We start from the raw sequence: 23,248 nt of genomic DNA, 5'->3' as shown, positions 1-23,248 counted from the left end.
GATAGTGAATTTTGAAATTATTATAATAGTATTCACGTTCCTTTGATAAATTTTTTACCGGAGTAAGGGATTGATTCTGTACAGTTCCTGACAAACATGAAAAGGGAAAATGCGGATGGGAAAAAGCTATAGTGAGGCAGAATTTGCGAGAAATTACAACAGAGTATGTGGAACTATTTTCCGGAAAGAAAGGAAGAAAAGGGGACTTTCTCTGGATACAATGGCTTCCGGCCTTTTAAGCAGGACTGCTCTGGGGAGGATGGAGACAGGCAGAATCGGGTGGCAGAAGCTGGTGGGGGACACGTTGTTCCAGAGAATGGGAATCCGGCCGGATTATTTTGAGACGCTTGCTTCCAGTGAAGAGATGGAAAGATGGCGGCTGCGGGAAGACATCTGCCTGCTGATTTTAGATCATCCTGTGGAGGCAGAAGAAAAGATACGGGAATACAGGGAAACGTATGGAATAAGGGAGCCGCTGGAGGAACAGTTTCTGCGCAAGGGGGAACTTCTGCTGTTGCTGAAGGACAGGGCAGAAAATGCCTGGGGAGAGCATTCCTGTGATGCGGACAAACTTCTGAGCATGGCAGAAGAAACTGTCTCCTGTACTCTCACCGGCGACTGGAAGAACGACCTGAGAGATATGCCGGCGGCACCTTCGGAGCTGGAGGCCGTTCTGCTGGACGGTTGGGTCAGAATGACGTGTGGCAGAACTGAGGAAGCCTGGAAGCGCCAGGGCGATGTGTGGGAATACCCGGAGAGGTACCGGTGGGAGGAGCGTATGAAGGTGTGGATTCGTCCTCAGGCGGCACTGCTGGGGATGGAGCTTGCACTGGGGGAGAAGGATAGCCGGAAGGCCTTTGAACTGGGCCGGGAGGCTCTGGAGCTGCTGCGTCGTAACAGCTGTCACTATTATCTGCTGCCGCTTCTGGAGGGGCTGGAGAGGATTCACGGAGAAGAATTGTGGCCGGCGGAGAGGGAATACCAGAGAGAAGCGATCAGGTTCCGGGAGGACTTTCAACGGATATACGATCAGTTCGGCTACCCGGGACACAGAATCTGGCAGGGAGTCACAGTAGCTAATACCCGGGACGTGGGAATCACGCTGAAAATGCTGAGAAAATATGCCGGAAAGCCCCGGTCTCAGGCGGTCAGCGACAAGGAGGGACTCATCGTCACCGGACGACAGCTGGAGAAGATAGAGAAGGGAGAACATAAGCCTTCCTATGAGAACTATCAGCGGCTGGCCAGGCAGTATGGCAAGAGCGGCAGCTGGATAGTGCCAATGCTGGAGACGGATTCTCTGGAGGTGCTGAAGTTGCGCCAGGAGATAGCGACACTGATCGGATTCTGTGAGTGGAAAAAGGCTGAGAGGGAGATTGAGAGACTGCGCGGACAGGTGAATATGGACTATCCCAGAGTCAGGCAGGAGTTTCTGCTTTTTGAGGCATTGTGGGTGGGGCGAGAGGGTGAGCTGGAAAAGGGGCTGGAGCTGCTATTGGAAGCCTTGCATGTGACAATGCCGGACGAGGAGGGGACGGATAAAAAATGGTGGGTTTTTCAGCGAGAGGAGATTATGATTGCCAGTAATATAGCGAGTGTTTTTCGAAAGCTGGGAAAAATGGAGGAGGCAAGGGAATGGTATGAGATGATTGCATTTTCGCTGGAACAGCAGAGCAGCAGGACTGATGTTAAACATACAGGTTATGAAATGTTAATGGAAGGGATTGATAATTATCTGGGAAATTTGGAACGGTTTGAAGAGGCTGTGAAGGTAAACAGAGAGGCTGTCTGTAATTATTTAAAACAGCCTCAGATAGATACACTGGCAAGAGCGCTTTACCGCATTGCCTGGGATACATATGAGATGGCTTCGGAACAAAATTCTGATTATGAAATATTCCGAGAACAATGGAGGAATGCGTTTCGAACCAGCCAGGCTCTTGCATATTTTATGTATGATAATTATCTGATAGAGTTTATGGAAAAAAGGAAGGAAAAATATTTATTTTAATTCCTGTTTTAATTCCTGTTCCTCCAGATCAGATAAAGGCCTGATATCATTTTCGTCAACCAGCGGTTCTGTCTCCCCAGGGAGCTCATCGGCGGGGGCCGGTATGGGTTCCGGTGTAGACATGGGCAGGACAGTGCTGAATATTGCAATTCCTAATACAGATGCGAGTAACATGGTTTTTAAGGTGTTTTTCTTCATGATGGAATATCTCCTTTACAAAAATTTTCGCTTTTTATTTTATCATATGGAATGAGACTGGGCAATACGTCGAATTAGTTGCGGTAGATGGCAACTAATTCGACGTATTGACGGTTGTAGGGGCAGGACTTATAATGCAACTATATTCTAAATCTTCATGATGCAAATGATTACGCAATCATAAATGTGAACATTTGTGATAAAGACTTTAAAATAAGACAACCAAGGATGTTGAGAATGAATAGAATTAACTTGAATATGGGCTGCACTTCTTTTCCAACAGTTATAAATATAGAGCTGACAGATCGATGTCCGTTGACATGTCCATACTGCTACAAGGACTTGGAAATGGTGCATAATATAGAATTTAGCGTTTTAGTCCGAATATTGCATGAATTTGCTCAAAATGGTGGTAAATATGTACTGCTGAGTGGAGGTGAGCCTCTCCTATATCCTCATTTGATGGAGACTCTTACATTTTGCAAGAATAATGGGCTGAGAACAGCTGTATCTACAAGCGGCTATGCTCTGGATGAGTATAATTTAAATAATCTGTTTAAGAGTGGATTAAATTCTCTTTTTATATCATTAAACAGTCATATTCAGGAGATAAACAGTCTTTCGAGGGATGGATATGAATTTGCGATTAATGCTATGGAGCTATGTAATAAGCTTCATATTAAATATAGAATAAATACGGTGGTTAGACATGATAGTGTAAAGCATCTATTGGGATTGGTTGAGTTTGCCAGAAAGTATGGTGCTATTGGTATAGACTTACTTTCTAATAAACCCAATAATGAAGGCATTATTACTTCTCCCTTAGATAATAATGACTTGAGAGAATTGATAAGGATTATGAATGATAATAGTGATTTTTTGAATTATCAAACCTGTTTTACACAAGTGAAAGCGTACTTTAATAAAATTTCAGGACATAAAAGGTTAAATCTGATCCTGAAAGGCTGTTCTGCCGGAAGGTACTCTATGGCGATATTCAGTGATGGACTTTATGCCCCATGCCCACATAGCCGGGAAAGAGAGGAGTTTGATTCTATTTACTCTTATTGGAACAAAAGCACAGTTTTAGCAAAATATAGAAAACAATCTATTTTAGAGGATAAAATATGTTTCAGTTGTTCTTATAAAGATTTTTGTTCGCCATGTTTGGTTTTTCCGGTATATAATAATTGTTTATCTGATTTTGACGAAAGTGGTGATGAAAATGAAGGAATCCAGATTTAATTTAGCGTATTGTAATGAGGAATATTATGTTGTCCTAAATACAAAAACTAGCCATCTCATTCGGTTTCCGGTAAATCAGAAAGAAATAATTAGCGAAATCCTTCAGCAAAAGAGTACATTATGTGACCTGGAGATACATAGGGTGCTGGCGGAGAAAGGATTTATAGTAGAAGACAGCACTAATGAGCTGGACGAAATTTACAGAGAATGTTATGAGTTAGTTAATTCAAAAGTATTGTATTTAACCGTTATGCCAACCTACACCTGTAATCTGGCCTGTATCTATTGTTTTCAGCATCATATTCCAGGCGCTATAATCAACGACAACACAATGAAGAACATTATATATGCCGTTGAGAAAAATATAGGAAAGTATTCCGCATTATATGTAGAATGGTTTGGCGGAGAACCTTTAATAGCAAGGCGGCAGGTAATATATATGAATCAAAAATTCAAAGAAATATGTAATCGGGTTAGGATTCCCTATGCTGCAAGAATAACAACAAATGGATATTATCTGGATAGAAAAACATTTGAGCAGCTCTTTAAAAATAATTGTTTTATCTATTATATTTCGGTAGACGGAGGAAAAGATTTACATAACAGGCAAAGACCCTGCAGAAATGGAGAAGGTAGCTATGATGTCATTATGGCAAATTTGAAACAGATAAAACAGGAAGTTTCTTCAAGGAATTTCAGAATCGAAATAAGAGTAAATTGTTCAAAAAGATCTTATGATTACTTAGAACAGTTTTTAAAGGAGTTTGAAGTAAATTTTGGAAATGACAGTCGTTTTTCAGTAATCATTGAAACTGTCAATGACTGGAGTGAGAGAACAGTGCAGATGAATAACGAAGGACAACTAATGGATCATTCTGATTTGAGCGAACTTGGTAAGATAGCAAAAAGATATAATATAAATCTGGCGTCTATCGATAAGCACTTGTTGAAGACACAAATTTGTCAAGCTGCAAAACGGAATGGGTATTCTATATTTTATGATGGAACAATACATAAATGTCAGATGGCACTGGAATCAGAAAAGTATTGTCAAATGGATAAAATTGGAAAAGTAACAGATGATGGAGAATTTCAGATAGAAAAAGAGAACGAAAAAATCTGGGTGAGCGATATTTTTCCAAAATCTTGTGAGAACTGCAAAGTATTACCAATGTGTTTGGGAAAAAAATGTGTTTTTCAGAAGGAAATTCAGGGACAGCCCTGCATAGATATTGAGAATAAATTTTTAAATGCATTTATGTTATATGACTCAAGTAAAATTGATATGATACCATTATATACTATAGGAGAAAAATATGAATGATATGGACAATAAAGATGATAAAAATGTAAGGGAAATTATTATATCTTGTTTGGAAAATGTAGGTATGGATTCTAATTTAATGGAAGATTCAGACGGCAAAAATGTTCTTGATATTATGGATTCATTGCAGTATATCTCATTTATAGCAGAAGTTGAAAATCATTTGGTAGTAAATTTAACAGATGAATTTCTGATATTGGATAGCTTTACTTCCTTTGAAGACTTTATGGTTAAATTAGAGTATTATGTTAGAGGCTGGAAGGAGTCTTGTCATAATAACTATCAGACGAAAGAAGGTGAAAGGAATGAAACTCAGGAAGTTGAGAAAGATGTTACATAATGCTCGCTTATACCAGGGAGAAAGTTGCTGTAATATCTGGTAAATCAAGGGAAAGAATACTTAGCGTTTTGGACGTTAAGTATTCTTTGCTATATGTGTCCTCCGTTGGTGTTGATGAAAAGTGGAGATGAAGTTAAAATAGAGTGTTTTGGAAACGTAGTGTTTTCAAGGACTGTGAATTTCTGAGAGCATACTGTTATATAGGGGGTGAAACAGATGAAGATTCCCAGGATTGCAATAATTGATAGCGGCATATCTTCAGATCAAAAAGATAGTGTTTATAAAATAAATGTATTAGGAAAATGTAGGAGTCATATTGATAAAATAGGGCATGGGAGTGTAATTGCACAAATCATAAAAAATTATTCACCTAACGTCCTTATACGGTGCATAAAAATAACAGATGATGACGAAATACAGGAAGAGTTTTTGTGTCAAGCATTAAAATTGCTATTAGACGATTTGGATGTCGATATTGTGAATATCAGTATGGGAATTGTTGTCAGTGAAATGTTAGACGAGATATCTGATTTGTGTCTGCAATTGAGAAGTAAGGGGGTTGTTATTGTCTCAGCTTTTGACAATGATGGTGCTATGTCTTATCCTGCTGCCTTACCTTTTGTGATAGGAGTAGATACATCACATAGATGCAAATTAATAAATCAATATGAATTTGTACAGAGTGATATCATTAATTTAAGAGCATTTTCTGAGGTATTGCATATAAAGATAGGAAATAAAGTTTTCAGTGTATCAGGTACAAGTTATGCCTGTGCAATTATGACTGCAAAAGTTGCTGAATTGCTGTATTCTGGAAATGTTGATGCTGCTAATATACTGCATAAATTAGAGGAAGATGCTGCTTATGTTTTTGAGAAAAAGGAATATGAAGATGTTCCAGAGATGCCTAATATAAATAAAGCAATTATTTTTCCTTTTAACAAGGAAATGAATGCTTTATTAGCAAATCAGGACTTACTAAACTTTGAAGTAGTGGATATTTTTGATCCTGTTCAGTTGGGGAACATTGGGCGAAGACTTTCTGATATTCTGATTGGAGATATGGAAAAGGATTTTTCTATTAAAAATATTTTTAAGGCGGATTGGAGTCTTGATTTTGATGGAGTTATTTTAGGGCATACAAGAGAAATTTCAGAGACGCTGAATTTTGATTTTAAGGATTATATAGTTAAACAATGTATAAAGTACAATAAAATATTATATTCTTTTGACAATGTAATTGCTCCGAAAGAACTGACATATTATGTTCCACAGGTTTTAGACATTAATGTTCCTAATAACAGATTTGGAAAGCTGTATCAGGTTCATTGTCCGGTTTTGGGGGTGTTTGGAACAAGTTCCAAACAGGGGAAATTTAGTCTGCAGCTAAAACTGAGGAGGCAATTTTTAAATTCAAATTATAAATTATCTCAAATCGGAACGGAACCATCGTCCTTATTATTCGGAATGGATGCCGTATATCCGTCAGGGTATGATGGAATTATACCAAAAAAATCACAAGATTCCATTCTTGTATTGAATGATATTTTGAATAAAATTGTTGTGGCAGATACCGATATAGCATTAGTGGGCGCACAATCGGGGGCAAATGTGTATTCATGTCAAAATATCTCATTGTTTCCGCTGGAAACCTTTAATCTGCTGTTAGCAACTCAGCCAGATGCTATTTTGTTGTGTGTGAATACTTATGATGATGACGAATATATTTATAGAACAATTATGATATTGGAAAATATGATAAATACATATGTAATTGCATTGGTCGTATCGCCGGTTGCACACAAATATATTGATTCCGGGCTGTCGCGACAAACTTTTCAGGAAGAAAAAAGCAAAGTAAAGAATTTTATGAAGCATTTAGAGGAGCAGTTTAAAAAGAAGGTATTTATGTTGGATTTTGAGGATGATACAAGTGACATATTTGAATACTGTATCAAGACATTAGGAGAAGGGAGCATTGGAGATGATTTATAATATAGTCACCTTTTTGTTGACAAACAAATGTAATTTACAATGTCCACATTGTTGTATAGAATGTTCTCCCCAAAATAATGTTGTATTAGATGATAAATTGGTTAATCAGGTGATATCAGATTTAGCCCTAAATGCGAAGGTAGATACAATTGGTATTTCTGGAGGAGAAGCTTTTCTTTATCCGGATAAGGTCCTTCAAATGGTTCAGGCTATAAATAGAGCAGGTAAAATGCCATCAGTTTATACCAATGGATTTTGGTGCGGAGATTATTCAGAAGCTTATGGTATGCTATACGATCTAAAAGACAATGGCCTGAGATTATTACTGACAAGTGTTGATGAATACCATCAAAAAAATATACCAATAGATAATATAAAATATTTATTGAATGCGGCCAATGAGCTTGGTATACCAGTTAAAATACATGTGAGCACAACTTATTCTGGTATGGCTGAAAATGACAGGCTTATATCTTCTTTAGGCTTATCCAAAATTTCAGCCAGTATAACTACCAGTGCTGTTTATTCGGTGGGAAGAGCAGCAGATTGTATAGTAAAAAAGGATTTTATCTCCATAAAAAATTTATCTCAACTAAAATGTTCATATGATGGAATGTGTAGTATCGACTGGAACGGTGATGTGCATTGGTGCTGTACTTTTTGTAATAAAAATATGGTACTTGGGAATATTCAAAATGAAAATATCAATGTTATTCTGAATAAGTTTAGAAAGAATAAAGTATTTATGTGTATATTGACAAAAGGCTTTGCATATTTGGTTGAAATAATAGAAAGAAACAAAATAATGTCATTAAATAAATACTATGTAAATGGGTGTGAACTTTGCAACAACATTTTTGAAAACGAAGATGCTCTGGAGCAATTAAACCGAATTCTTTAGGGGGAATATTTATGAAAAAAGCAAGACACAGCAATCTTATAAGTCAGTATACTTTTCAGACAAAGGGAATCTGGAAAAATTTTGCAGGCCTGATCCTGCTGTCTCTGTTCATAGCTGTTTTTGGTGTCTTAAATGCATCCTGTCTGAAGCTGTTTGTAGATATTGCTTCAGGCGGGAGCAGTGTTTCTGTTTTGGAAGCGGTCCTTTTTTCCTTTTTAGTCATTACCGCACAGACATTATTTAATTCACTGAAATCTATTCTGAATGTAAAAACACAGAATAAAATAGCCAGGACAGTGAAGCTCAGGCTTTTGAAACAGATTGAAAGGTCATCTTTTTTAGAGCTGTCAAAGTATCATAGCGGAGATTTACTTACCCGGATTTCTGATGATACGGATATCTGCGCAAAAATACTTCCGGATATTGGTTCCTCCATTTTTGTGGGGGCAGCGAGCTGTATTGCTTCATTGATTTATGCTTTTATGCTGAGCTGGAAATTAGCTATTTTTTGTATGTTGCTTTCTCCGCTGGCAGTACTTTGGAGCAGGCTTGTATTACCTTTTGTTCAAAAATATACTGCATTAACTCGTCAGAAAGAAAGTGAGATCAGGTCCTTCAGCCAGGAAGAAATTTCATATATTCCCGTTATAAAAAGTTTTCTATCCTATGGTCAGTCCCGGGAACGATTTGGAAATAAATTCGGAGAACTTTCCCGTGCAAAGGTTTTATCTACTGTAGCCAATGCTGTATTAAGCGGCGGTGCCAATGTGGTGGGCTTCTTTTCCTTTATTGGAACAGCAGCATTTGGTGCCTGCCTGGCTTTAAAGGGGGAGGTCACTGCCGGCACGATTGTGGGGCTTCTCCAGGTATTAAACTATATTGTCTGGCCATTTACGGAGTTGATGCCGCTACTGGGAGAGTTTCAGGAAGGAAAAGCAGCACGAGCCAGGATCAGGGAAATCGAAGAAATTCCATGCGAGGAAGATGCACAGGATACAGATTTGAATTGTGATAAAGTAGTTCTTGAATTACAGAATATTTCATTTTCTTATGGGGCGGATGCAGATGCGATTTTGCGGAATGTAGACATAAAATTAGAAGGCAGGCAGTTTGTGGGGGTAATCGGTCCCAGCGGATGTGGAAAGAGTACCTTTATGCAGCTGCTGACAGCCATTTACAGGCCGTCTGAGGGAACCATCTGCCTTACGGATGGAGACTGCCGTGTGGAAGGAACCTCTATAAGAAAATATATCTCATATGTGCCCCAGGATCACCTGCTGATCAGCGGTACGATAGCTGATAATATTGCTTTTGGAGCAGAAGATTATGAAATGAAGGATGTGATTTCGGCGGCCAGGCGAGCAGGAATCCATGATGTAATTAATGCTTTGCCGGAACAGTATCTGACGCAGGTACAGGAAAAAGGCACAAACTTTTCCTTTGGCCAGGCACAGCGTATTGCTATCGCACGGGCAATTTACAAGGATGCGCCGATCTTAATTCTGGACGAACCCACGGCTTCTCTGGATGCAGAGTCCAAAAGGATCGTTATGGATACTCTGCAGGAAGAATCGAAGCGTAGATTATGTATTATGGTATGCCATGACCAGACTGAAAATTTCCATATATTTGATAGAATATTAAAATTCAACCAGAACGAAATCGCAGATGAAAAGATCAATAAGAGTTAGTTTTTTATTGCAATATTTGTAAAAGGTGATGTGTATGAAGGGTGCTGTCAAACTTTATTTATTGTGGAGAAAACATCATGCAGAAAATAATTTTACCTGTTACGCAGTCTCCTGTAAAAGGATTTTCTCATCAGGCTGCGCTGTTATCAATCCTTTTAGCGCACAGAGAGTGCCAGGACTGGGTCTGTAACAATTATATTCAACTTTTTTCGTTGAAGAATCTTGTAGGGATACGAAGTGGTACTTTGGATTTTTATTATATGGACTATAATGATTTCAGATCATATGAATATGCTGCTAATCCATGGTTAAGATATTTTTTAACCCCTTTAAGTATACTGAATATGAATAATTTGAAGGATTTATTTACAGAACAGCTGGAAAAGCAATTCTATATCAATATTGAAATAGATGAATACTATATTCATAGCTATGATTCCTATGAAAAACAGCATATGAGTCATTGGATATACATATACGGATATGACCAAACAATTGATGCATTCCTGTGTATGGACAATTACCGTGATTTAAAATTCTATTCTGATGCAATATCGGCAGAGGAACTGATAACATCAATCAGAGAAAATTATAATGCATTTTTAAAAAGAACAGAATTTGATACTAGGATGACAGCTGAAGAAGAAATAGGTCCAAGCATTTCCATGTTTCAGGTGCTGCCATATCTGGCGGACCCTGAGAATAAAGAGCCGCTTTCTGTCAATATTGGGCGTATTATATCCCTGCTGAAAAATTATCTGCAAATGGATTCAGGGAACCTTCCATATAACAATTCGGAATATTATGTATACGGAACAGAGGTTTATCATAGCCTGCATAACTATCTGGAATTTATATTGCGGGAAGGTCGTCCTATTGACATTAGGGCATTCTATTCCTTAATGGATCATAAATCACTTATGGTGTGGAGAATGGAGTATCTGTGCAATGACAGATATATAAAAGCCGATCAGATTTCTGCTTTTAATGACATAATAGCAGACTATCGCAATTCGGTGATGGATAAAATGAGGATACAGATTGCCTTGCTGATAAAATACAATATTACCGGCGAAAGGAAGAATCTACATAAGGTTTTAGGTGGACTTGAGGGAGTAAAGGAAAAGGAAATCCAAATATTGATGAGGTTTGTTGCGTTGTTAGAGCAGTCGCTGTTTCAGGGTGCTAACTTTTAAAGATGGGTTTCGGAAGATAATTTATATATATTCTTTGCACAGTTAATCAAATGTATTGCCTCATCTCGAATTATCTGATAAAATAGAAAGAGAGCAGGAAATGTTCTATATATTTATTGCACTGTGGTATCCGTTGATTTGATAATCTGGAAGGAGGTTCATATGAGAAAAAAAGTATTCCCATTGATTCTATCCGCTGTATTTCTTCTGAGTGCCTGCGGCAGTCCTGAGAAGGAGGATAATCCTGTTGATTTGAAAGAGGTCTTCGGATGTGATTTTTCTCAGGTGAAAGATGCCTTTCAATGGCCTATGGAAGAAGCAGGGAAGCAGGAACTGTCCATTGACTCTCAGCCGGAAAAATTGTATGGCTACTCTATCGAACTGAATGACGTTACGTTTTTAGGAGAAGAGGCTTCCAGCGTCTATATGCAATTCCTGGGAGAGACCGAAGAGGAGGCAGGACTGACACTGATTTATGCACAGTATCCGGAAGAACAGCAGATGGATCAGGTCAGGGAGCAAATGACAGACATATGGGGGGATCCGAGGCAGCAGATGTATTGTTCCTGGCCGGGATGTGTTTACTGGCTGGATAAGTGGGCAATAGGCGTCAGGTATAATACGCCTTCTTCCTTTCTGCAGGAAGAGAGCGAAGAGAAAATCATGTGGGGCAGTGAAGAGGATGTGGCCTATGCGTTAAAAGATTGTGAGAATCCGGAAGAGGTCTATGAATCCTGGTCTCTTTACTCCCGCATTTATGCACAGTCCATGAAAAATGACTGGGAGCAGGTGAAGAAGGAGCCGCTGGTCACAGGAGTCATGTTTAAAGACGCAGATCCCCTTGAATATAAGGATAAAAATGTTGTCATTCTGAATGGATTTAACCTGTGCATGAGTCGGATCCTGAATGGCGAGTAACTGTGAAGGGCAGTCAGGAGAGGACAGTTCATCAAAACAGAGGCGGGGCGGTGACTTACACAAGTCACTTCCCTGCCTCTGTGTTTACAATCATCGCAAGACCACAACGCTGTAGGATGGCATGGTAACCACCCCGTTTTTCATGGTTACCTTGCCGCCGTCAACGGATAGATATCCGGCAATTTCCAGCTCCCCATACTGTTCCGCAGACATAGATACCTGCTTTTTCTCCGTCTCCGAGATATTGTAAAGCAGGTAAATGGTTTCCCCGTTATAAGTCTTCGACACAGCGGCGATATCCGGATCTGTAATGTCTTCCAGTCTGGCCACGGTTCCTCTTGCGATTTCCGGATTCTGGTTCCTTAGCAGAATGGTTTCCTTGTAGAAGCTGTAAATGGAATCTTTCGATTTCATCTGCTTTTCAGTGCTGGCGAACTGATTTTCCTGTGGTTCCATATCCAGAGGCCCTCTGGTCATCCCTTCGGCGCCCTCGTCGGAAGACCAGTACATGGGAGCCCGTTTATTCTCATCCTTTCCGCTGCCGGTCATGCCGATTTCCTCTCCGTAATATACAAAGACACTGCCGCTCATGAGAAGATTCAGCGTGGCGGCCATCTTGACTTTCCGTTCGTCATACTGCATATATCCTGCCGCCCGGGCCATGTCATGATTGACAAAAAAGGGAGCGTCGATGGCGTCTTCCCGGTATTCTCTGATGGCATTCTGGACTCTGACCAGAGCTTTGGCGTAAGCCTGTGCGCTGTTGGTCTCACCGCTGAAGGTCAGAGTCTTCGTAACCACCCCTGTGGGACCTGCAAACTCGAAATTAAAGAAGCTGTCAATGCCGCTGGCATAGTACTGGGAGTAGGTGCCCAGGCCTTCCCAGGCCTCCCCCACCATGTAGGCATCCGGGCTGGCGGCTTTCACATAGTCATTGAGCCAGGTCAGCACTTCCACGTTTTGACTGGTGGCGCCGCTGTAAAATTCCTTTACCGCATCCAGACGGAATCCGCCAACCCCTTTTGCCAGCCAGAAATCCACGATTTCTTCAAATTCCTTCCGGAGAGCCTGGCTCTCAAAGTTTACATCCGGCATACCGCTCCAGAATACACCCTCATAGTAATAGTCTGTGGAACCCACCTGATACCAGGTGTCGGAGTTAGGATTGCCTTTTACAAAATGATAATATTCATAATAGGGACATTCTGCGGCGGAGGGTTCCTTCCCCTCTTCCAGAGACTCCAGATAATCGCAGGCGGCCACAAACCAGGGATGTTCCGAGGAAGTGTGGTTCAGCACCAGGTCGATAATCAGCTTGATGCCCCTTCTGTCGCATTCTGCTGCCAGTTCCTCGAAATCCTCCATGGTGCCATATTCCGGCTCTATTTCCAGATAATTCTTCACGTCATATTTGTGATAGGAAGGCGAGGGCATAATGGGCATCAGCCAGATTCCGTTGAACCCCATATCCGCAATATAATCCAGCTTCGAAATCACACCCTGAAGATCACCTGCCTGATCGCCGTCGCTGTCACAGAAGGAGTACACGAAAACCTCATACCAGGTGCGGTAATTATCGTCTGTTACCGTCACTTCTTTGCTGTGCCAGGCCGGCTCTCCGCCGCCACAGGCGCTTATGCTGCAGATGACAGTCATGATTGCCAGAAGCAGCATTCCAATTTTCCGTAAGTTCTTTCCTTTCCGTTTCATTTTCCTGTAACCTCCATGCAAAGATTATGTTTATATACTTTCGATATATCGTTTTCAGAATAGCATCTGTGTCAGGTGCTGTCAAGGGGGACGATGGGTGTGGAGACAGAAAGGTTCCGAAATTTGATTGATAGGACGGCCTTTTTCTGTTATGATGGGTAGTGAGAAAAGGCTGTCTGTTGACGGCGGCAAATTGGTATTTGGGAGGAACGATACATGAAAACGTATCGAGTAAGTCTGAATGGTAAGCAGTATGGTATGTTGGAAAAAATGCTGTGTTCAAGTAGGGCAGGTCAGTTGGCAGGGAACCAACACATAAACGGATATGAACTTTTTTCTGATATGCTGAATGATATATGTTCGCCTGCAACAGATGGATGGAGTAAATTTGAAATTATATTAAAGGAATCTATCAAAGAATTAGATTTATTAAGAGTGATGACAAAAGTAGTGTATCCAGAAAATGAAGATTATTTTGTAGAACAAATAGGAAAACGTTTTCGATGTGAAAAAGACTTTGAGTTTCAAATTGATTTGAAATATTAATCTAAATTAGAAACTCATAATTTTACAGGTGTTTATCACACCTCATAGGGTTTTAATAAAATCCTCCGAAAGCCTTGAAAACAAAGGATTTATCGCAATCATCACACCTTATTTCTTTATATGATTTCACACCATGTTACCCTTGTTCTGCACAATCATAAGGGCAAAATCAAGGGCAAGAAAATCTCATAACAAGTTATAACAGAGTGTGGTAATCGGAGAACTGTGATATATGTGCGAATATATTATAACGGAGGACTTTTTAATGGATAAGTATATTTATGATGAAAGCAACGGTCTTTGGTATGAACTGCAAGGAGATTATTATATTCCTTGCCTTACTTTACCAGCCGAAAAAGGACACAAGCCTATCGGCTTATGGGGGCAGCGACACAAACACTATTTGCAGGAACATAAACGGGCAGTTTACACCACGCTTCTCACAAGCAGAAAATTGAACTGTTATCTTGCTGATATTGACGAACAAGCAACGAAGATGATGTTTCGATTGGTCGAACAAATGGCTGACAAGGAGGGCGTGACTGAACAACTAAAAGCAGAAAGCATGATATTGTGGATTGGAAGAATGAATGAAATACAAGCGAGGGCGAGAGAAATTGTATATAGCGAACTGATTTATAACTAATGAGCGTAACGCTTATTGCCTTAAAATACAGTGGGTGGAGGATAATACTTCCCCTACTGTATTTTGGGCCTGCAGATAGTAACAAAACAAGGCTTCTCATTAGGCAATAGCGTTACATTGACACGCTACTGCTTATGCAAATGAACAACAGTATAGAAATCTTCACGCCTTCGTGATATACTTTTTATACAGGAACAAATTAGAATTTGAGGAGGTGTTTTATGTTTAATGAAATATGCATATATGAAGCGAAATTAACCAAATTAGATGAAATAGAAGAACTAATGAAAGAAGTTGCCGAATTTTATTTACAACAAGATGGGGTCATTGATGTACATTATATAAAACGTACTCATCGACAAAAAGATTTTAATGCGGTTAAAGAGGGGGAATTGCCTGTTCGACTCACGAGAAATGTAGGCAAGGTAACATATGTGTTGTATTGGGTGTTAGAAAATGAAGAAGCTCATGCAAGAGTATCTAAACTTGGTATAGAGAAGTTTTACAAACGTTGGAACAGATGTTTAACTACAATGCCTAAAATAATTTTGGGTGAGAATATCGTCTAACCACAAATTCCAGTTTGTATGACGAATTTTTTCAAACAGCCTCATTGCATAGGAATGCCAAACAGATTATCCTTAAAGTAGGAGGTGGCAGAAATGGCAAACGAAGATAAAAAAGATTTTAATGCTATGTTGCACGATAATAAGGATATGCCAAAATTTCAAATTATCACAGACCAGAAAAGTATTGAAAAATATGGTGGCAGTAAAATGTATTTTGCACCGCCAATCGACTATGACAAAGTAATGAAAAAAGTTCCGTATGGTAAAATAATTACCGTTGGGGAAATACGAAAATACTTTGCAAAATTGAGTGGTGCTGATTTTACAGAACCAATTACAGCGGGAATTTTTGTTTCCATTGTTGCATGGGCGAGTTATCAGCGTTCCGAAGATGAAACGCCTTATTGGAGAACATTGAAAGCAAACGGAGAACTCAATCCTAAATATCCCAATGGTATTGAAGCACAGAAAGAAAAATTGGAAGCAGAGGGACACATCATTATTCAAAAAGGTCGTAAAAATATACGATACTATGTAAAGGACTATGAAAGTTCTCTCTTTGATTTGAAATAGGTAAATCTCTGTTTGTAAGGAAATAGACGATAGGTTATGTAAGACGACACCGCCAGCGGTCACACGCTGGCGGTGTTTTTCAATGCCTATCGGCTATCTCTGTCAATGGATTTTTTACGCTGTCTTTGCGGTGGTTGCTGCTTGTTGCGTTCCTGTATCTCACGCAGATGTTTTAACACGCTCTGCTTTTCGGGCGGTCTGTGCTGTTCTTTGGCGGTAGCTGTCGGTTTCCTGCTGACTTGGTATTCCCACTCTGCAAGGTCACGGTTATACTGTTCCACAACGCTTTCCATTTCACGGAAAGTCCGCATAAATACCTGCACATCGGGATAACCGTCCTCTTTGAGTGTATCGGGGATTTTATCCAACCTGTCAGCAATCTCCGCTTCGGTTTCTTTGGTTTTTACTTCCAACGCTTTTCGCTCTTTGCCTTTGAAAAGCCCCTTTGTATCGGCAAGCTGCTGTTTCAACTGCGGCAGAACTTTGTCCTGCAAGTTTTTGATTTTTACCGCCTTATTCTGTACTTTTATCATCAGGTTTCGCATATGGCGGAATTCTGCCATATCAATATCAAGCGTAGGCTTGGGCGGCATATCTTTTTCTCGGATAAGGTTTTGCAGAAAATCTTTTGCTTTTGTTACAATCCCACGGAACAGATTAGGCAGCCAACCCTTGCTCTTGATAGACTGGCTTGCTTTTTCGTGTATCTCGGTCTGTTTGATTTCTAAAATCTTTGCTTCGGAAATACCCGATATGAGCGCCATATCCGCTGTTCTGTTCCATTCCTGCCTTGCGGTATTGTCCGCTTCAATCTCGGCGGCTTTGGGATTGTTCTTGCCGATTTTCTTGGTAGGAAGATAAACGCTGTTCTTATCAAATACCTTTAACTGCTGTTCGGGATCGGAGATATGCCGATTGATAAGGTCGGTGTAAATCTCCTTTACCTCCCGAAGAAAAGGTTCGCTTTTGAATTTATCATCTTTCACGGTAAAGAGGTGGCTTTCATAAATTTCTCCCTTTTTTATGACGGTGCAGCCTTTTCGTATCTGCCCGTCCTCCCCTGTGATTTCTTTCTTGGTGCGTACCCTTTTGCCTGTTTCATCATAGAACACGCTGCGTGTGGCTATCTTGATGTCAGGCTCAGGAAGCAGTTTTCTTTCGCTGAAGATAAGATGGATATGATAGTTTGTTTTGCGTTTGTTGTGGTGGAGGGCTGACACGCACTCCACGCCATACCGCCTGCGGAACTCCTCCGTAAAATCTTCAAGGACTTCCTGCGGCTCATATCTTGTATAAATTTCGGGCAGGGCGATAATCAATTCCCTTGCTTCAATACATTTGCCCTCTGTACCGCTTCGCTTAAATTCCTGCTGGCTTTCCCTTGCAAGGTTACTCCAAAATTCATTGTCGGCGGTGCGGTAGGTGGCATAGAGATTTTCCTGCCTTGCGTGGCTTGTGATATAGGATATTCTTCCCTTGACATTGGGTAGCTTCGACATCTGTATAAATGAATGTCTTGCCATATACTCCTTCCTCCCGTGACGGGCATACTCTTTTTGCAACCGAGAAATCGGTTGCCGCTGTTTCGGCGGCGTAAGCAGACGGACAGCGAAGAAAACAGCGGGCTGTTTTCTTCTGTATCATGGTGGCGGTGCATTGCCCGAAGCTGTGATACATAGCCCCCTGCAAGGGCGAAATACATCTTGTACAAATCGAAGATTTGTGCGAGGGGTGTATTTCGCTCTCAAACGCCGAGGGCTTGGAGAATGCTTATTCTACTTTGCGGACATCGTTTTCATTGAGCAGGTTTCTTCCCTGATTGACGCTCATAAATCGCTCTAAAGTATCCCTGCGGATAATCGCTTTTCTGCCGACCTTGAGGACTGGAAGTTTGCCCCAGTCTACCAACTTACGCATTGTATTTCTTCCGATACCCGTACATTCTGCTGCTTCTTCTATGGTTAAACCCATTTTGATGTTGCTCATTTTGTCAACCTCCTTTCAAAATACGCATTTTGCAACTATGTATCTGTAATTATACTTATTTTGCTATTCCTTGTCAACTTGTTTTGCAACTGGTTAAGAAATATTTTTGCCTATTGTTAAATTTATGGTTGCAAAATAGGTTTTGTCATGCTATACTATCAGCAATAGGAGGTGAAAACCTTGAAAAAAGAAATTACATTCACCGCAAAACAGGTCGGTGAACGAGTGAAAGAACGCCGAACAGAATTAAACTTAACAATGCCCGAACTTGGTAAGCGTGTCGGGGTAAACAAATCTACCATTCAGAGATATGAAGCGGACGGAGTAGACCCGAAGCGTACAATGATTATCAACGGGCTGGCAGAAGCACTCCTGACCACTCCCGAATGGCTGACAGGACTTTCCGAAGATAAGGAATATGACAGCCGCACTTTATGTGCAAGGGATATGGAAGAACATATCAAAAAATATCTTGATACGGTTTCTTCTGTGGTAAAGGGCGAGCCGCACCAACAACTGCTTACCACATTCCTCGGAAAAATGATTGACCTCTATACGGTTATGACTTATCACTTTGCAGACGCTATGGCTGAGGTTGACCGTGTAGCGGAGGACGAGGGCTTAAAGCAGTCCTTACGCCGCTATGCGATTGAGTCAGGGGCGATTATGGAAAGAGTTTACCGTAAAGAAATGGAACTTCCTATCGAGGATATGAAACAGTTTTTAGACGGGATTTTACATATCTACGATGAGGGACGCACCGCTGTAAAGATGGGCGACCTGTTCGGGATAGTGACAGCAGCTGAAGAAAGGGTTGCTGAAAAAGAAAAATTCCGTGGCACTTTGACAAGTGAAAATGCCGATTGACATTCATCGGCATAAGTGACACTATTACTTTACGCACACCATATGTCACAGTCCCGATTGCCACGGATAGAAAGGGGAAATTTATCTATGGCAAAAGGTTCTGTAAGAAAAAAAGGTAAAAAGTGGTACGCACGCTTCTACATCGAAGATGAAAGCGGAAGAAAAGTACAGAAAGAGTTTGTGGGAACAGAAAGCAAGTCTGAAACAGAAGCCCTGCTCAGAAAAGCAATCGCTGACTATGAGGAAAAGAAATTTGTCGGGAAAGCCGAAAACATCACGGTTGGCGAAATGCTGGATATGTGGGTAGAGGAAGAACTGAAGCCCGGCAGTCTTAGCAACGGTACGGTTATGGCATATATGGCGGCAGTCAAAAAGATTAAGAAATATCCCATTGGCAGCCGAAAACTGAAAACCGTGACCGCCGACCATTTACAGGCGTTTATCGACCTTATGAGTTACGGAGGGGTAAATCCTGACGGTACAACTTCAAAGCCGATGAGCAAAGGCTATATGCTGCAATTCTCGGCGGTGCTGCAAAATTCATTCCGCTTTGCTGTATTTCCGAAAAGGCTGATAACCTTTAACCCGATGCAGTATGTGAAGCTGCGTGGCAGAAAAGAGGAAACAGATATTTTCTCGGACAGCGAAGAAGATATTGTTCCTGTTCCTACCATTACACACGGGGAATACCAAAAACTGACGGACTTCTTAACCCAAAAGAAACACCCTGCCCTGCTTGCGGTACAGATAGCCTACTATGCAGGCTTGCGTATCGGAGAGGTCTGTGGTCTGACTTGGCAGGACATCAACCTTGACGAGCAGTATCTAACCGTAAGACGAAGTATGCGGTACAATGGCACAAGGCATAAGCACGAAGTCGGCACGACAAAACGCAGTAAAGTCCGTACCGTTGATTTTTGCGACACATTGGCGGACATCTTACGGAAAGCAAAAACAGAACAGCATAAAAACCGTTTTCGCTATGGCGAACTGTATCATCTGAACTACTGTAAGACGGTCAAAGAAAAAGGGCGTACTTATTACGAGGTTTACACTCTGCAAAGAACGCAGGAAACGCCCGAAAATGACAGGGAATTATCCTTTGTCTGCTTAAAGGAGGACGGTGCTTTTGTTTCTGCAAGTGCAGTCGGTCAGATTTGCCGCAAGGCAAAGGCAGAGGTTGAGGGATTGGAGGACTTTCATTTCCACACACTCCGCCATACCTACACAAGCAATCTGCTTTCAGGCGGTGCAAAGCCCAAAGATGTGCAGGAACTTCTCGGACACTCTGATGTCAGTACCACAATGAACATTTATGCCCACTCTACCCGAGAAGCGAAACGAACTTCCGCAAGGCTCTTGGATAGGGTTGTGGGCGAAGCATAAAAAATTTCCCTTGTTTCGGCTCATAAGGGCAAAAACAAGGGAAAATACATAAGGTTTTGATATTTGATAGGCGGTAAGCCTTGAAAAATCAAGGGATTTTTGAAGATTAAATTTTTAATTGAAATTTATGGAGGACAGCTTGATGCAATGGATAGACGGAAGTAAAATAGATTTCAAACAGTACACTGGTGAAGCGCTTTGTGAAAAGCTTTCTTTAGAGATGTGGAAATGTTGTAAAATGGAACAGTGGTCGAGTTGGGTGGATTTTATTCAGGTTGCTTATTTTATCATTGCATTTGACACAGAATTGACCATGGAAGGTATTTTTACATTTCTTGAAAATTCTATCGGGCATTATGCGCCTAATATTATACAGGCATTTAGAGCTATTGGCGACAGCCATGATGCGGATATATTGAAAGAAATCTGCCGGCTTGCTCCACCTGATGTTATGCGGGGTGAGTTTTTAAGCGGAGACGCTCAAGAGTATGATATTACAACGTTCGACGACAATCACGAACTGAGTGAGGAAGCAGAAACAAGAATCACGGAACTTAGTAATCAATTATATTTGCGTAGCGGAATTGACATATGGTCATTGCTTTTCGCGTATTTAGATGAACAAATAAAAAAACTTTAAAATCCTGTTTGTTGAAATTTGAGCCTTAAGAAAGAGGAAAGAAAATGGATTTTTTTTAGATATTATAGTTCCAAAGAAAGAAATAGAAATTGTGAATCTTAATGAGAAATTGTTTGAATGGGGAGAAGGTACTTATTCGTGTAGCCCTCCACAATATGTATCAGATTTCGATATTATTTTTGAACAGATCGAAGATGTACAGTATTTTAACAAAGTAATAGGTAAAGAACTTACAAATGATACTATTGTGCTACATTTAAAGAGCGATATACTTACTGATTTGGAATATGCTGTTAACAAGCATGAAGCAAGATTAGAAGAAAACATATTACTTAAATTTTTAAACAACCTAATTGAGTTAAGTCAATTTTATATTCTGATGGTTCGAGAGGATGAAAATGTAAAAGAATATTATAATATATCAACAAAAGAAGAGCTTAGTCTTAGACTGTCTGATAGCTTAAGATGGTCTAATCCTAAGGACGTTTTATTGTTTAAGAAAAAGAAAATTGAATCATATTATGAGACTCTTGAATGATCAAGTGCCAAAGGGTTTGGGACGCTGTCCCAACAAGCAAAAACAGATTTTTGGCGTTCACGCCGGAAATCTGTTTTGAGTATTTGTGGGAACAAATGCACTGCCTGCAAAGTTTATACCGAATTTGGTATAATCGGAGACAGTATTTTTATGACAACTCAACGAAGTGAAAATAGAAAAAATTTACTGTTGACAAAGGCAGATGGATGTAGTAGAGTGAATACAGTCATAAAACTTAACAGGATTTCTCTTATTCAGAGTTGGTGGAGATACATAGGATCGATGAAGCCACGGCAACCCCATTGAAGGAAGGTGCCTCCCTGAGCGAGTAGTGTTCGAACAATAAGAGGATTGATATCGAGAGATTTGAGTCCGCTTATGTTGTGAGCGGACTTTTTATTATGCGCAGGCCTGCACAGAGAAGTCTGCTGCCAGAGCAGCATGCGGGCTGTGGGGCGGGCAGGGGAAAGCCGCTTTCACCTGATTGCACAGGGAAGAGAAGCGCACAGAATAAGGAAAACTGAAATCAAGATACACATGGAGAAAGGAAGAGACCTATGGAAAAACATTTATTTACGTCAGAATCCGTTACGGAAGGACATCCCGACAAACTCTGTGACGCTGTGTCGGATGCCATTTTGGATGCCTGCATGGAGCAGGATCCCATGAGCCGCGTGGCCTGTGAGACGGCCAGCTGCACCGGCTTTATCCTGGTGACAGGTGAGATTACCACCACTGCAAATCTGGATATTCCCGGAATTGTGCGCAAAACGGTAAATGAGATTGGCTATAATGATGCCAAAACAGGCTTTGACGGCAATATCTGTGCCGTGATGGTAGCGCTGGATAAGCAGTCTCCCGATATTGCCATGGGCGTGGATAAAGCTCTGGAGGCCAGAGAGGCCGGTATGAGTGATGAACAGCTGGAAGCCATCGGTGCAGGTGATCAGGGTATGATGTTCGGCTATGCCACCAATGAGACACCGGAACTGATGCCCTATCCTGTGTCACTGGCGCATAAGCTGGCCAGACAGCTGACAAAGGTCCGCAAGGACGGCACTCTTTCCTATCTGCGGCCCGACGGAAAGAGTCAGGTGTCTGTGGAATACGACGAGAACGGCAGACCTTTACGGCTGGAAGCGGTAGTTCTCTCCACGCAGCATGACGAAAATGTGACCCAGGAGCAGATTCATGCGGATATCAGAGAATATGTGTTTGACCCTGTGCTGCCGAAGGAGATGGTGGATGAGGATACGAAATTCTTTATCAATCCCACCGGTCGTTTCGTCATCGGTGGTCCTCAGGGAGATGCAGGACTCACCGGCCGCAAGATCATTGTGGATACATACGGCGGATATGCCCGTCACGGCGGCGGCGCTTTTTCCGGGAAGGACTGCACGAAGGTGGACAGAAGCGCGGCATATGCAGCCCGGTATGTAGCCAAAAATATCGTGGCTGCCGGTCTGGCCGATAAGTGCGAAATTCAGCTTTCCTATGCCATCGGTGTCGCACAGCCCACATCTGTCATGGTGGATACGTTCGGTACCGGCAGGCTGAGCAACGAGAAGCTGATTGAGATTGTACGGGAGAATTTTGACCTTCGTCCCGCAGGCATTATCAAAATGCTTGATCTGCGCAGGCCTATATACAGAGCGACGGCGGCTTATGGCCACTTTGGACGGGATGATGTGTCTCTTCCCTGGGAGGCTGTGGACAAAGCCGAGACGCTGAAGAAGTATTTATAATCTGCATTTATGATTTATATTTATAGCTCAAATTTACAGTTCACTTACAGGACGGCATGGTTGAAAGACCATGCCGTCTGCTGTTGTACAGGGCTGCTGTAAACGGTAGATAGTGAGTACCTATACAAAACAAGAGCAAACCTGTATGATAGAAACAGATTTGCTCCAGTCTTTATTTCACTTCACCTTTATCAGGCTTGCGGCAATTCGCTGGCAGGCCTGG

22 protein-coding genes and 1 riboswitch are annotated in these 23,248 nt (G+C 41.1%); of the genes, 18 read left to right on the top strand and 4 right to left on the bottom strand.

The window, feature by feature from the left end:
* Positions 1-115: 115 nt before the first annotated feature.
* Positions 116-2,011, top strand: coding sequence for a helix-turn-helix transcriptional regulator (locus NSB25_RS17365; protein WP_103240826.1), 1,896 nt, complete (start codon positions 116-118; stop codon positions 2,009-2,011).
* Here NSB25_RS17365 and NSB25_RS17360 read toward each other — a convergent pair.
* Entirely contained in the window at positions 2,003-2,209 is a 207-nt protein-coding gene (locus tag NSB25_RS17360) for a hypothetical protein (protein ID WP_103240827.1), read from the bottom strand. The genes NSB25_RS17365 and NSB25_RS17360 overlap by 9 nt on opposite strands.
* 237 nt (positions 2,210-2,446) lie before the next feature.
* On the opposite strand from NSB25_RS17360, the gene NSB25_RS17355 reads away from it, so the two are divergent.
* From NSB25_RS17355 to NSB25_RS17320, 8 genes are all read left to right on the top strand, one after another.
* On the top strand, positions 2,447-3,454 hold the full coding sequence (locus NSB25_RS17355; RefSeq protein ID WP_172455184.1) for a radical SAM protein: 1,008 nt from the start codon (positions 2,447-2,449) through the stop codon (positions 3,452-3,454).
* Positions 3,435-4,778: a radical SAM protein gene (locus tag NSB25_RS17350; RefSeq protein ID WP_172455185.1), complete on the top strand. Its 1,344-nt coding sequence runs from the start codon at positions 3,435-3,437 to the stop codon at positions 4,776-4,778. The genes NSB25_RS17355 and NSB25_RS17350 overlap by 20 nt, the downstream gene beginning before the upstream one ends.
* Positions 4,771-5,118, top strand: coding sequence for a hypothetical protein (locus NSB25_RS17345; protein ID WP_103240830.1), 348 nt, complete (start codon positions 4,771-4,773; stop codon positions 5,116-5,118). The genes NSB25_RS17350 and NSB25_RS17345 overlap by 8 nt, the downstream gene beginning before the upstream one ends.
* Before the next feature lie 216 nt (positions 5,119-5,334).
* On the top strand, positions 5,335-7,113 hold the full coding sequence (locus NSB25_RS17340; RefSeq protein ID WP_103240831.1) for a S8/S53 family peptidase: 1,779 nt from the start codon (positions 5,335-5,337) through the stop codon (positions 7,111-7,113).
* On the top strand, positions 7,103-8,014 hold the full coding sequence (locus NSB25_RS17335; protein ID WP_103240832.1) for a radical SAM/SPASM domain-containing protein: 912 nt from the start codon (positions 7,103-7,105) through the stop codon (positions 8,012-8,014). Before NSB25_RS17340 ends, NSB25_RS17335 begins: the two co-directional genes overlap by 11 nt.
* An 11-nt stretch (positions 8,015-8,025) precedes the next feature.
* The gene (locus NSB25_RS17330; protein ID WP_103240833.1) at positions 8,026-9,705 is read left to right on the top strand and encodes an ABC transporter ATP-binding protein; all 1,680 of its coding nucleotides are present in this window, start codon (positions 8,026-8,028) and stop codon (positions 9,703-9,705) included.
* A gap of 77 nt (positions 9,706-9,782) precedes the next feature.
* On the top strand, positions 9,783-10,901 hold the full coding sequence (locus tag NSB25_RS17325; RefSeq protein ID WP_103240834.1) for a hypothetical protein: 1,119 nt from the start codon (positions 9,783-9,785) through the stop codon (positions 10,899-10,901).
* 162 nt (positions 10,902-11,063) lie between these two features.
* Positions 11,064-11,819: a hypothetical protein gene (locus tag NSB25_RS17320; RefSeq protein ID WP_103240835.1), complete on the top strand. Its 756-nt coding sequence runs from the start codon at positions 11,064-11,066 to the stop codon at positions 11,817-11,819.
* Between the two features lie 90 nt (positions 11,820-11,909).
* Here the strand turns inward: NSB25_RS17320 and NSB25_RS17315 are convergent, their stop codons facing one another.
* Positions 11,910-13,529 carry an alpha-amylase family glycosyl hydrolase gene (locus tag NSB25_RS17315; RefSeq protein ID WP_103240836.1) on the bottom strand — a complete coding sequence of 540 codons (1,620 nt, stop codon included), beginning with the start codon at positions 13,527-13,529 and terminating at the stop codon, positions 11,910-11,912.
* Positions 13,530-13,745: 216 nt separating this feature from the next.
* Here NSB25_RS17315 and NSB25_RS17310 point away from each other — a divergent pair, with 216 nt between their 5' ends.
* The 4 genes from NSB25_RS17310 to NSB25_RS17295 all read left to right on the top strand — a co-directional run bounded on the left by NSB25_RS17310 (position 13,746) and on the right by NSB25_RS17295 (position 15,863).
* Entirely contained in the window at positions 13,746-14,075 is a 330-nt protein-coding gene (locus NSB25_RS17310) for a hypothetical protein (protein WP_103240837.1), read from the top strand.
* Between the two features lie 265 nt (positions 14,076-14,340).
* Positions 14,341-14,721 carry a TnpV protein gene (locus tag NSB25_RS17305; protein WP_103240838.1) on the top strand — a complete coding sequence of 127 codons (381 nt, stop codon included), beginning with the start codon at positions 14,341-14,343 and terminating at the stop codon, positions 14,719-14,721.
* Between the two features lie 221 nt (positions 14,722-14,942).
* The gene (locus NSB25_RS17300) at positions 14,943-15,290 is read left to right on the top strand and encodes a hypothetical protein (RefSeq protein ID WP_103240839.1); all 348 of its coding nucleotides are present in this window, start codon (positions 14,943-14,945) and stop codon (positions 15,288-15,290) included.
* 93 nt (positions 15,291-15,383) lie between these two features.
* Entirely contained in the window at positions 15,384-15,863 is a 480-nt protein-coding gene (locus NSB25_RS17295) for an MGMT family protein (protein WP_103240840.1), read from the top strand.
* Positions 15,864-15,949: 86 nt separating this feature from the next.
* Here NSB25_RS17295 and NSB25_RS17290 read toward each other — a convergent pair whose 3' ends face one another.
* Positions 15,950-17,386: a MobA/MobL family protein gene (locus NSB25_RS17290; protein WP_103240841.1), complete on the bottom strand. Its 1,437-nt coding sequence runs from the start codon at positions 17,384-17,386 to the stop codon at positions 15,950-15,952.
* A 247-nt stretch (positions 17,387-17,633) separates the two neighbouring features.
* Positions 17,634-17,849, bottom strand: a complete 216-nt coding sequence (locus NSB25_RS17285; protein ID WP_004612412.1) for a helix-turn-helix domain-containing protein — start codon at positions 17,847-17,849, stop codon at positions 17,634-17,636.
* A 180-nt stretch (positions 17,850-18,029) separates the two neighbouring features.
* On the opposite strand from NSB25_RS17285, the gene NSB25_RS17280 reads away from it, so the two are divergent.
* The 5 genes from NSB25_RS17280 to metK all read left to right on the top strand — a co-directional run bounded on the left by NSB25_RS17280 (position 18,030) and on the right by metK (position 23,025).
* Entirely contained in the window at positions 18,030-18,716 is a 687-nt protein-coding gene (locus tag NSB25_RS17280; RefSeq protein ID WP_103240842.1) for a helix-turn-helix domain-containing protein, read from the top strand.
* Between the two features lie 87 nt (positions 18,717-18,803).
* Positions 18,804-20,102: a tyrosine-type recombinase/integrase gene (locus NSB25_RS17275; protein ID WP_103240843.1), complete on the top strand. Its 1,299-nt coding sequence runs from the start codon at positions 18,804-18,806 to the stop codon at positions 20,100-20,102.
* A 142-nt stretch (positions 20,103-20,244) separates the two neighbouring features.
* A complete protein-coding gene (locus NSB25_RS17270) occupies positions 20,245-20,742 on the top strand; it encodes a DMP19 family protein (RefSeq protein ID WP_103240844.1) in 498 nt (165 codons plus the stop codon).
* 91 nt (positions 20,743-20,833) lie between these two features.
* Complete coding sequence (locus NSB25_RS17265; RefSeq protein ID WP_103240845.1) at positions 20,834-21,280, top strand: hypothetical protein; 447 nt, start codon at positions 20,834-20,836, stop codon at positions 21,278-21,280.
* 247 nt (positions 21,281-21,527) lie between these two features.
* Positions 21,528-21,629, top strand: a riboswitch (SAM riboswitch).
* 208 nt (positions 21,630-21,837) lie between these two features.
* Positions 21,838-23,025: a methionine adenosyltransferase gene (gene metK, locus NSB25_RS17260; protein WP_103240846.1), complete on the top strand. Its 1,188-nt coding sequence runs from the start codon at positions 21,838-21,840 to the stop codon at positions 23,023-23,025.
* Positions 23,026-23,248: the final 223 nt, after the last annotated feature.

Origin of the sequence: Acetatifactor muris, assembly GCF_024623325.1 — a bacterium.
GTDB lineage: Bacteria > Bacillota > Clostridia > Lachnospirales > Lachnospiraceae > Acetatifactor > Acetatifactor muris.
The sequence above is the reverse complement of the archived record's forward strand: the minus strand, read 5'-3'. Positions and strand labels throughout refer to the sequence as shown.

Bases quoted from the DNA above. Each gene is read 5' to 3' on its own strand.
- NSB25_RS17270 (WP_103240844.1), top strand. From the start codon at position 20,245: ATGCAATGGATAGACGGAAGTAAAATAGATTTCAAACAGTACACTGGT.
- NSB25_RS17350 (WP_172455185.1), top strand. From the start codon at position 3,435: ATGAAGGAATCCAGATTTAATTTAGCGTATTGTAATGAGGAATATTAT.
- metK (WP_103240846.1), top strand. From the start codon at position 21,838: ATGGAAAAACATTTATTTACGTCAGAATCCGTTACGGAAGGACATCCC.
- NSB25_RS17275 (WP_103240843.1), top strand. From the start codon at position 18,804: ATGGCAAAAGGTTCTGTAAGAAAAAAAGGTAAAAAGTGGTACGCACGC.
- NSB25_RS17355 (WP_172455184.1), top strand. From the start codon at position 2,447: ATGAATAGAATTAACTTGAATATGGGCTGCACTTCTTTTCCAACAGTT.
- NSB25_RS17305 (WP_103240838.1), top strand. From the start codon at position 14,341: ATGGATAAGTATATTTATGATGAAAGCAACGGTCTTTGGTATGAACTG.
- NSB25_RS17360 (WP_103240827.1), bottom strand. From the start codon at position 2,209: ATGAAGAAAAACACCTTAAAAACCATGTTACTCGCATCTGTATTAGGA.
- NSB25_RS17310 (WP_103240837.1), top strand. From the start codon at position 13,746: ATGAAAACGTATCGAGTAAGTCTGAATGGTAAGCAGTATGGTATGTTG.
- NSB25_RS17345 (WP_103240830.1), top strand. From the start codon at position 4,771: ATGAATGATATGGACAATAAAGATGATAAAAATGTAAGGGAAATTATT.
- NSB25_RS17365 (WP_103240826.1), top strand. From the start codon at position 116: ATGGGAAAAAGCTATAGTGAGGCAGAATTTGCGAGAAATTACAACAGA.
- NSB25_RS17320 (WP_103240835.1), top strand. From the start codon at position 11,064: ATGAGAAAAAAAGTATTCCCATTGATTCTATCCGCTGTATTTCTTCTG.
- NSB25_RS17330 (WP_103240833.1), top strand. From the start codon at position 8,026: ATGAAAAAAGCAAGACACAGCAATCTTATAAGTCAGTATACTTTTCAG.
- NSB25_RS17315 (WP_103240836.1), bottom strand. From the start codon at position 13,529: ATGAAACGGAAAGGAAAGAACTTACGGAAAATTGGAATGCTGCTTCTG.
- NSB25_RS17285 (WP_004612412.1), bottom strand. From the start codon at position 17,849: ATGAGCAACATCAAAATGGGTTTAACCATAGAAGAAGCAGCAGAATGT.
- NSB25_RS17335 (WP_103240832.1), top strand. From the start codon at position 7,103: ATGATTTATAATATAGTCACCTTTTTGTTGACAAACAAATGTAATTTA.
- NSB25_RS17290 (WP_103240841.1), bottom strand. From the start codon at position 17,386: ATGGCAAGACATTCATTTATACAGATGTCGAAGCTACCCAATGTCAAG.
- NSB25_RS17340 (WP_103240831.1), top strand. From the start codon at position 5,335: ATGAAGATTCCCAGGATTGCAATAATTGATAGCGGCATATCTTCAGAT.
- NSB25_RS17325 (WP_103240834.1), top strand. From the start codon at position 9,783: ATGCAGAAAATAATTTTACCTGTTACGCAGTCTCCTGTAAAAGGATTT.
- NSB25_RS17300 (WP_103240839.1), top strand. From the start codon at position 14,943: ATGTTTAATGAAATATGCATATATGAAGCGAAATTAACCAAATTAGAT.
- NSB25_RS17295 (WP_103240840.1), top strand. From the start codon at position 15,384: ATGGCAAACGAAGATAAAAAAGATTTTAATGCTATGTTGCACGATAAT.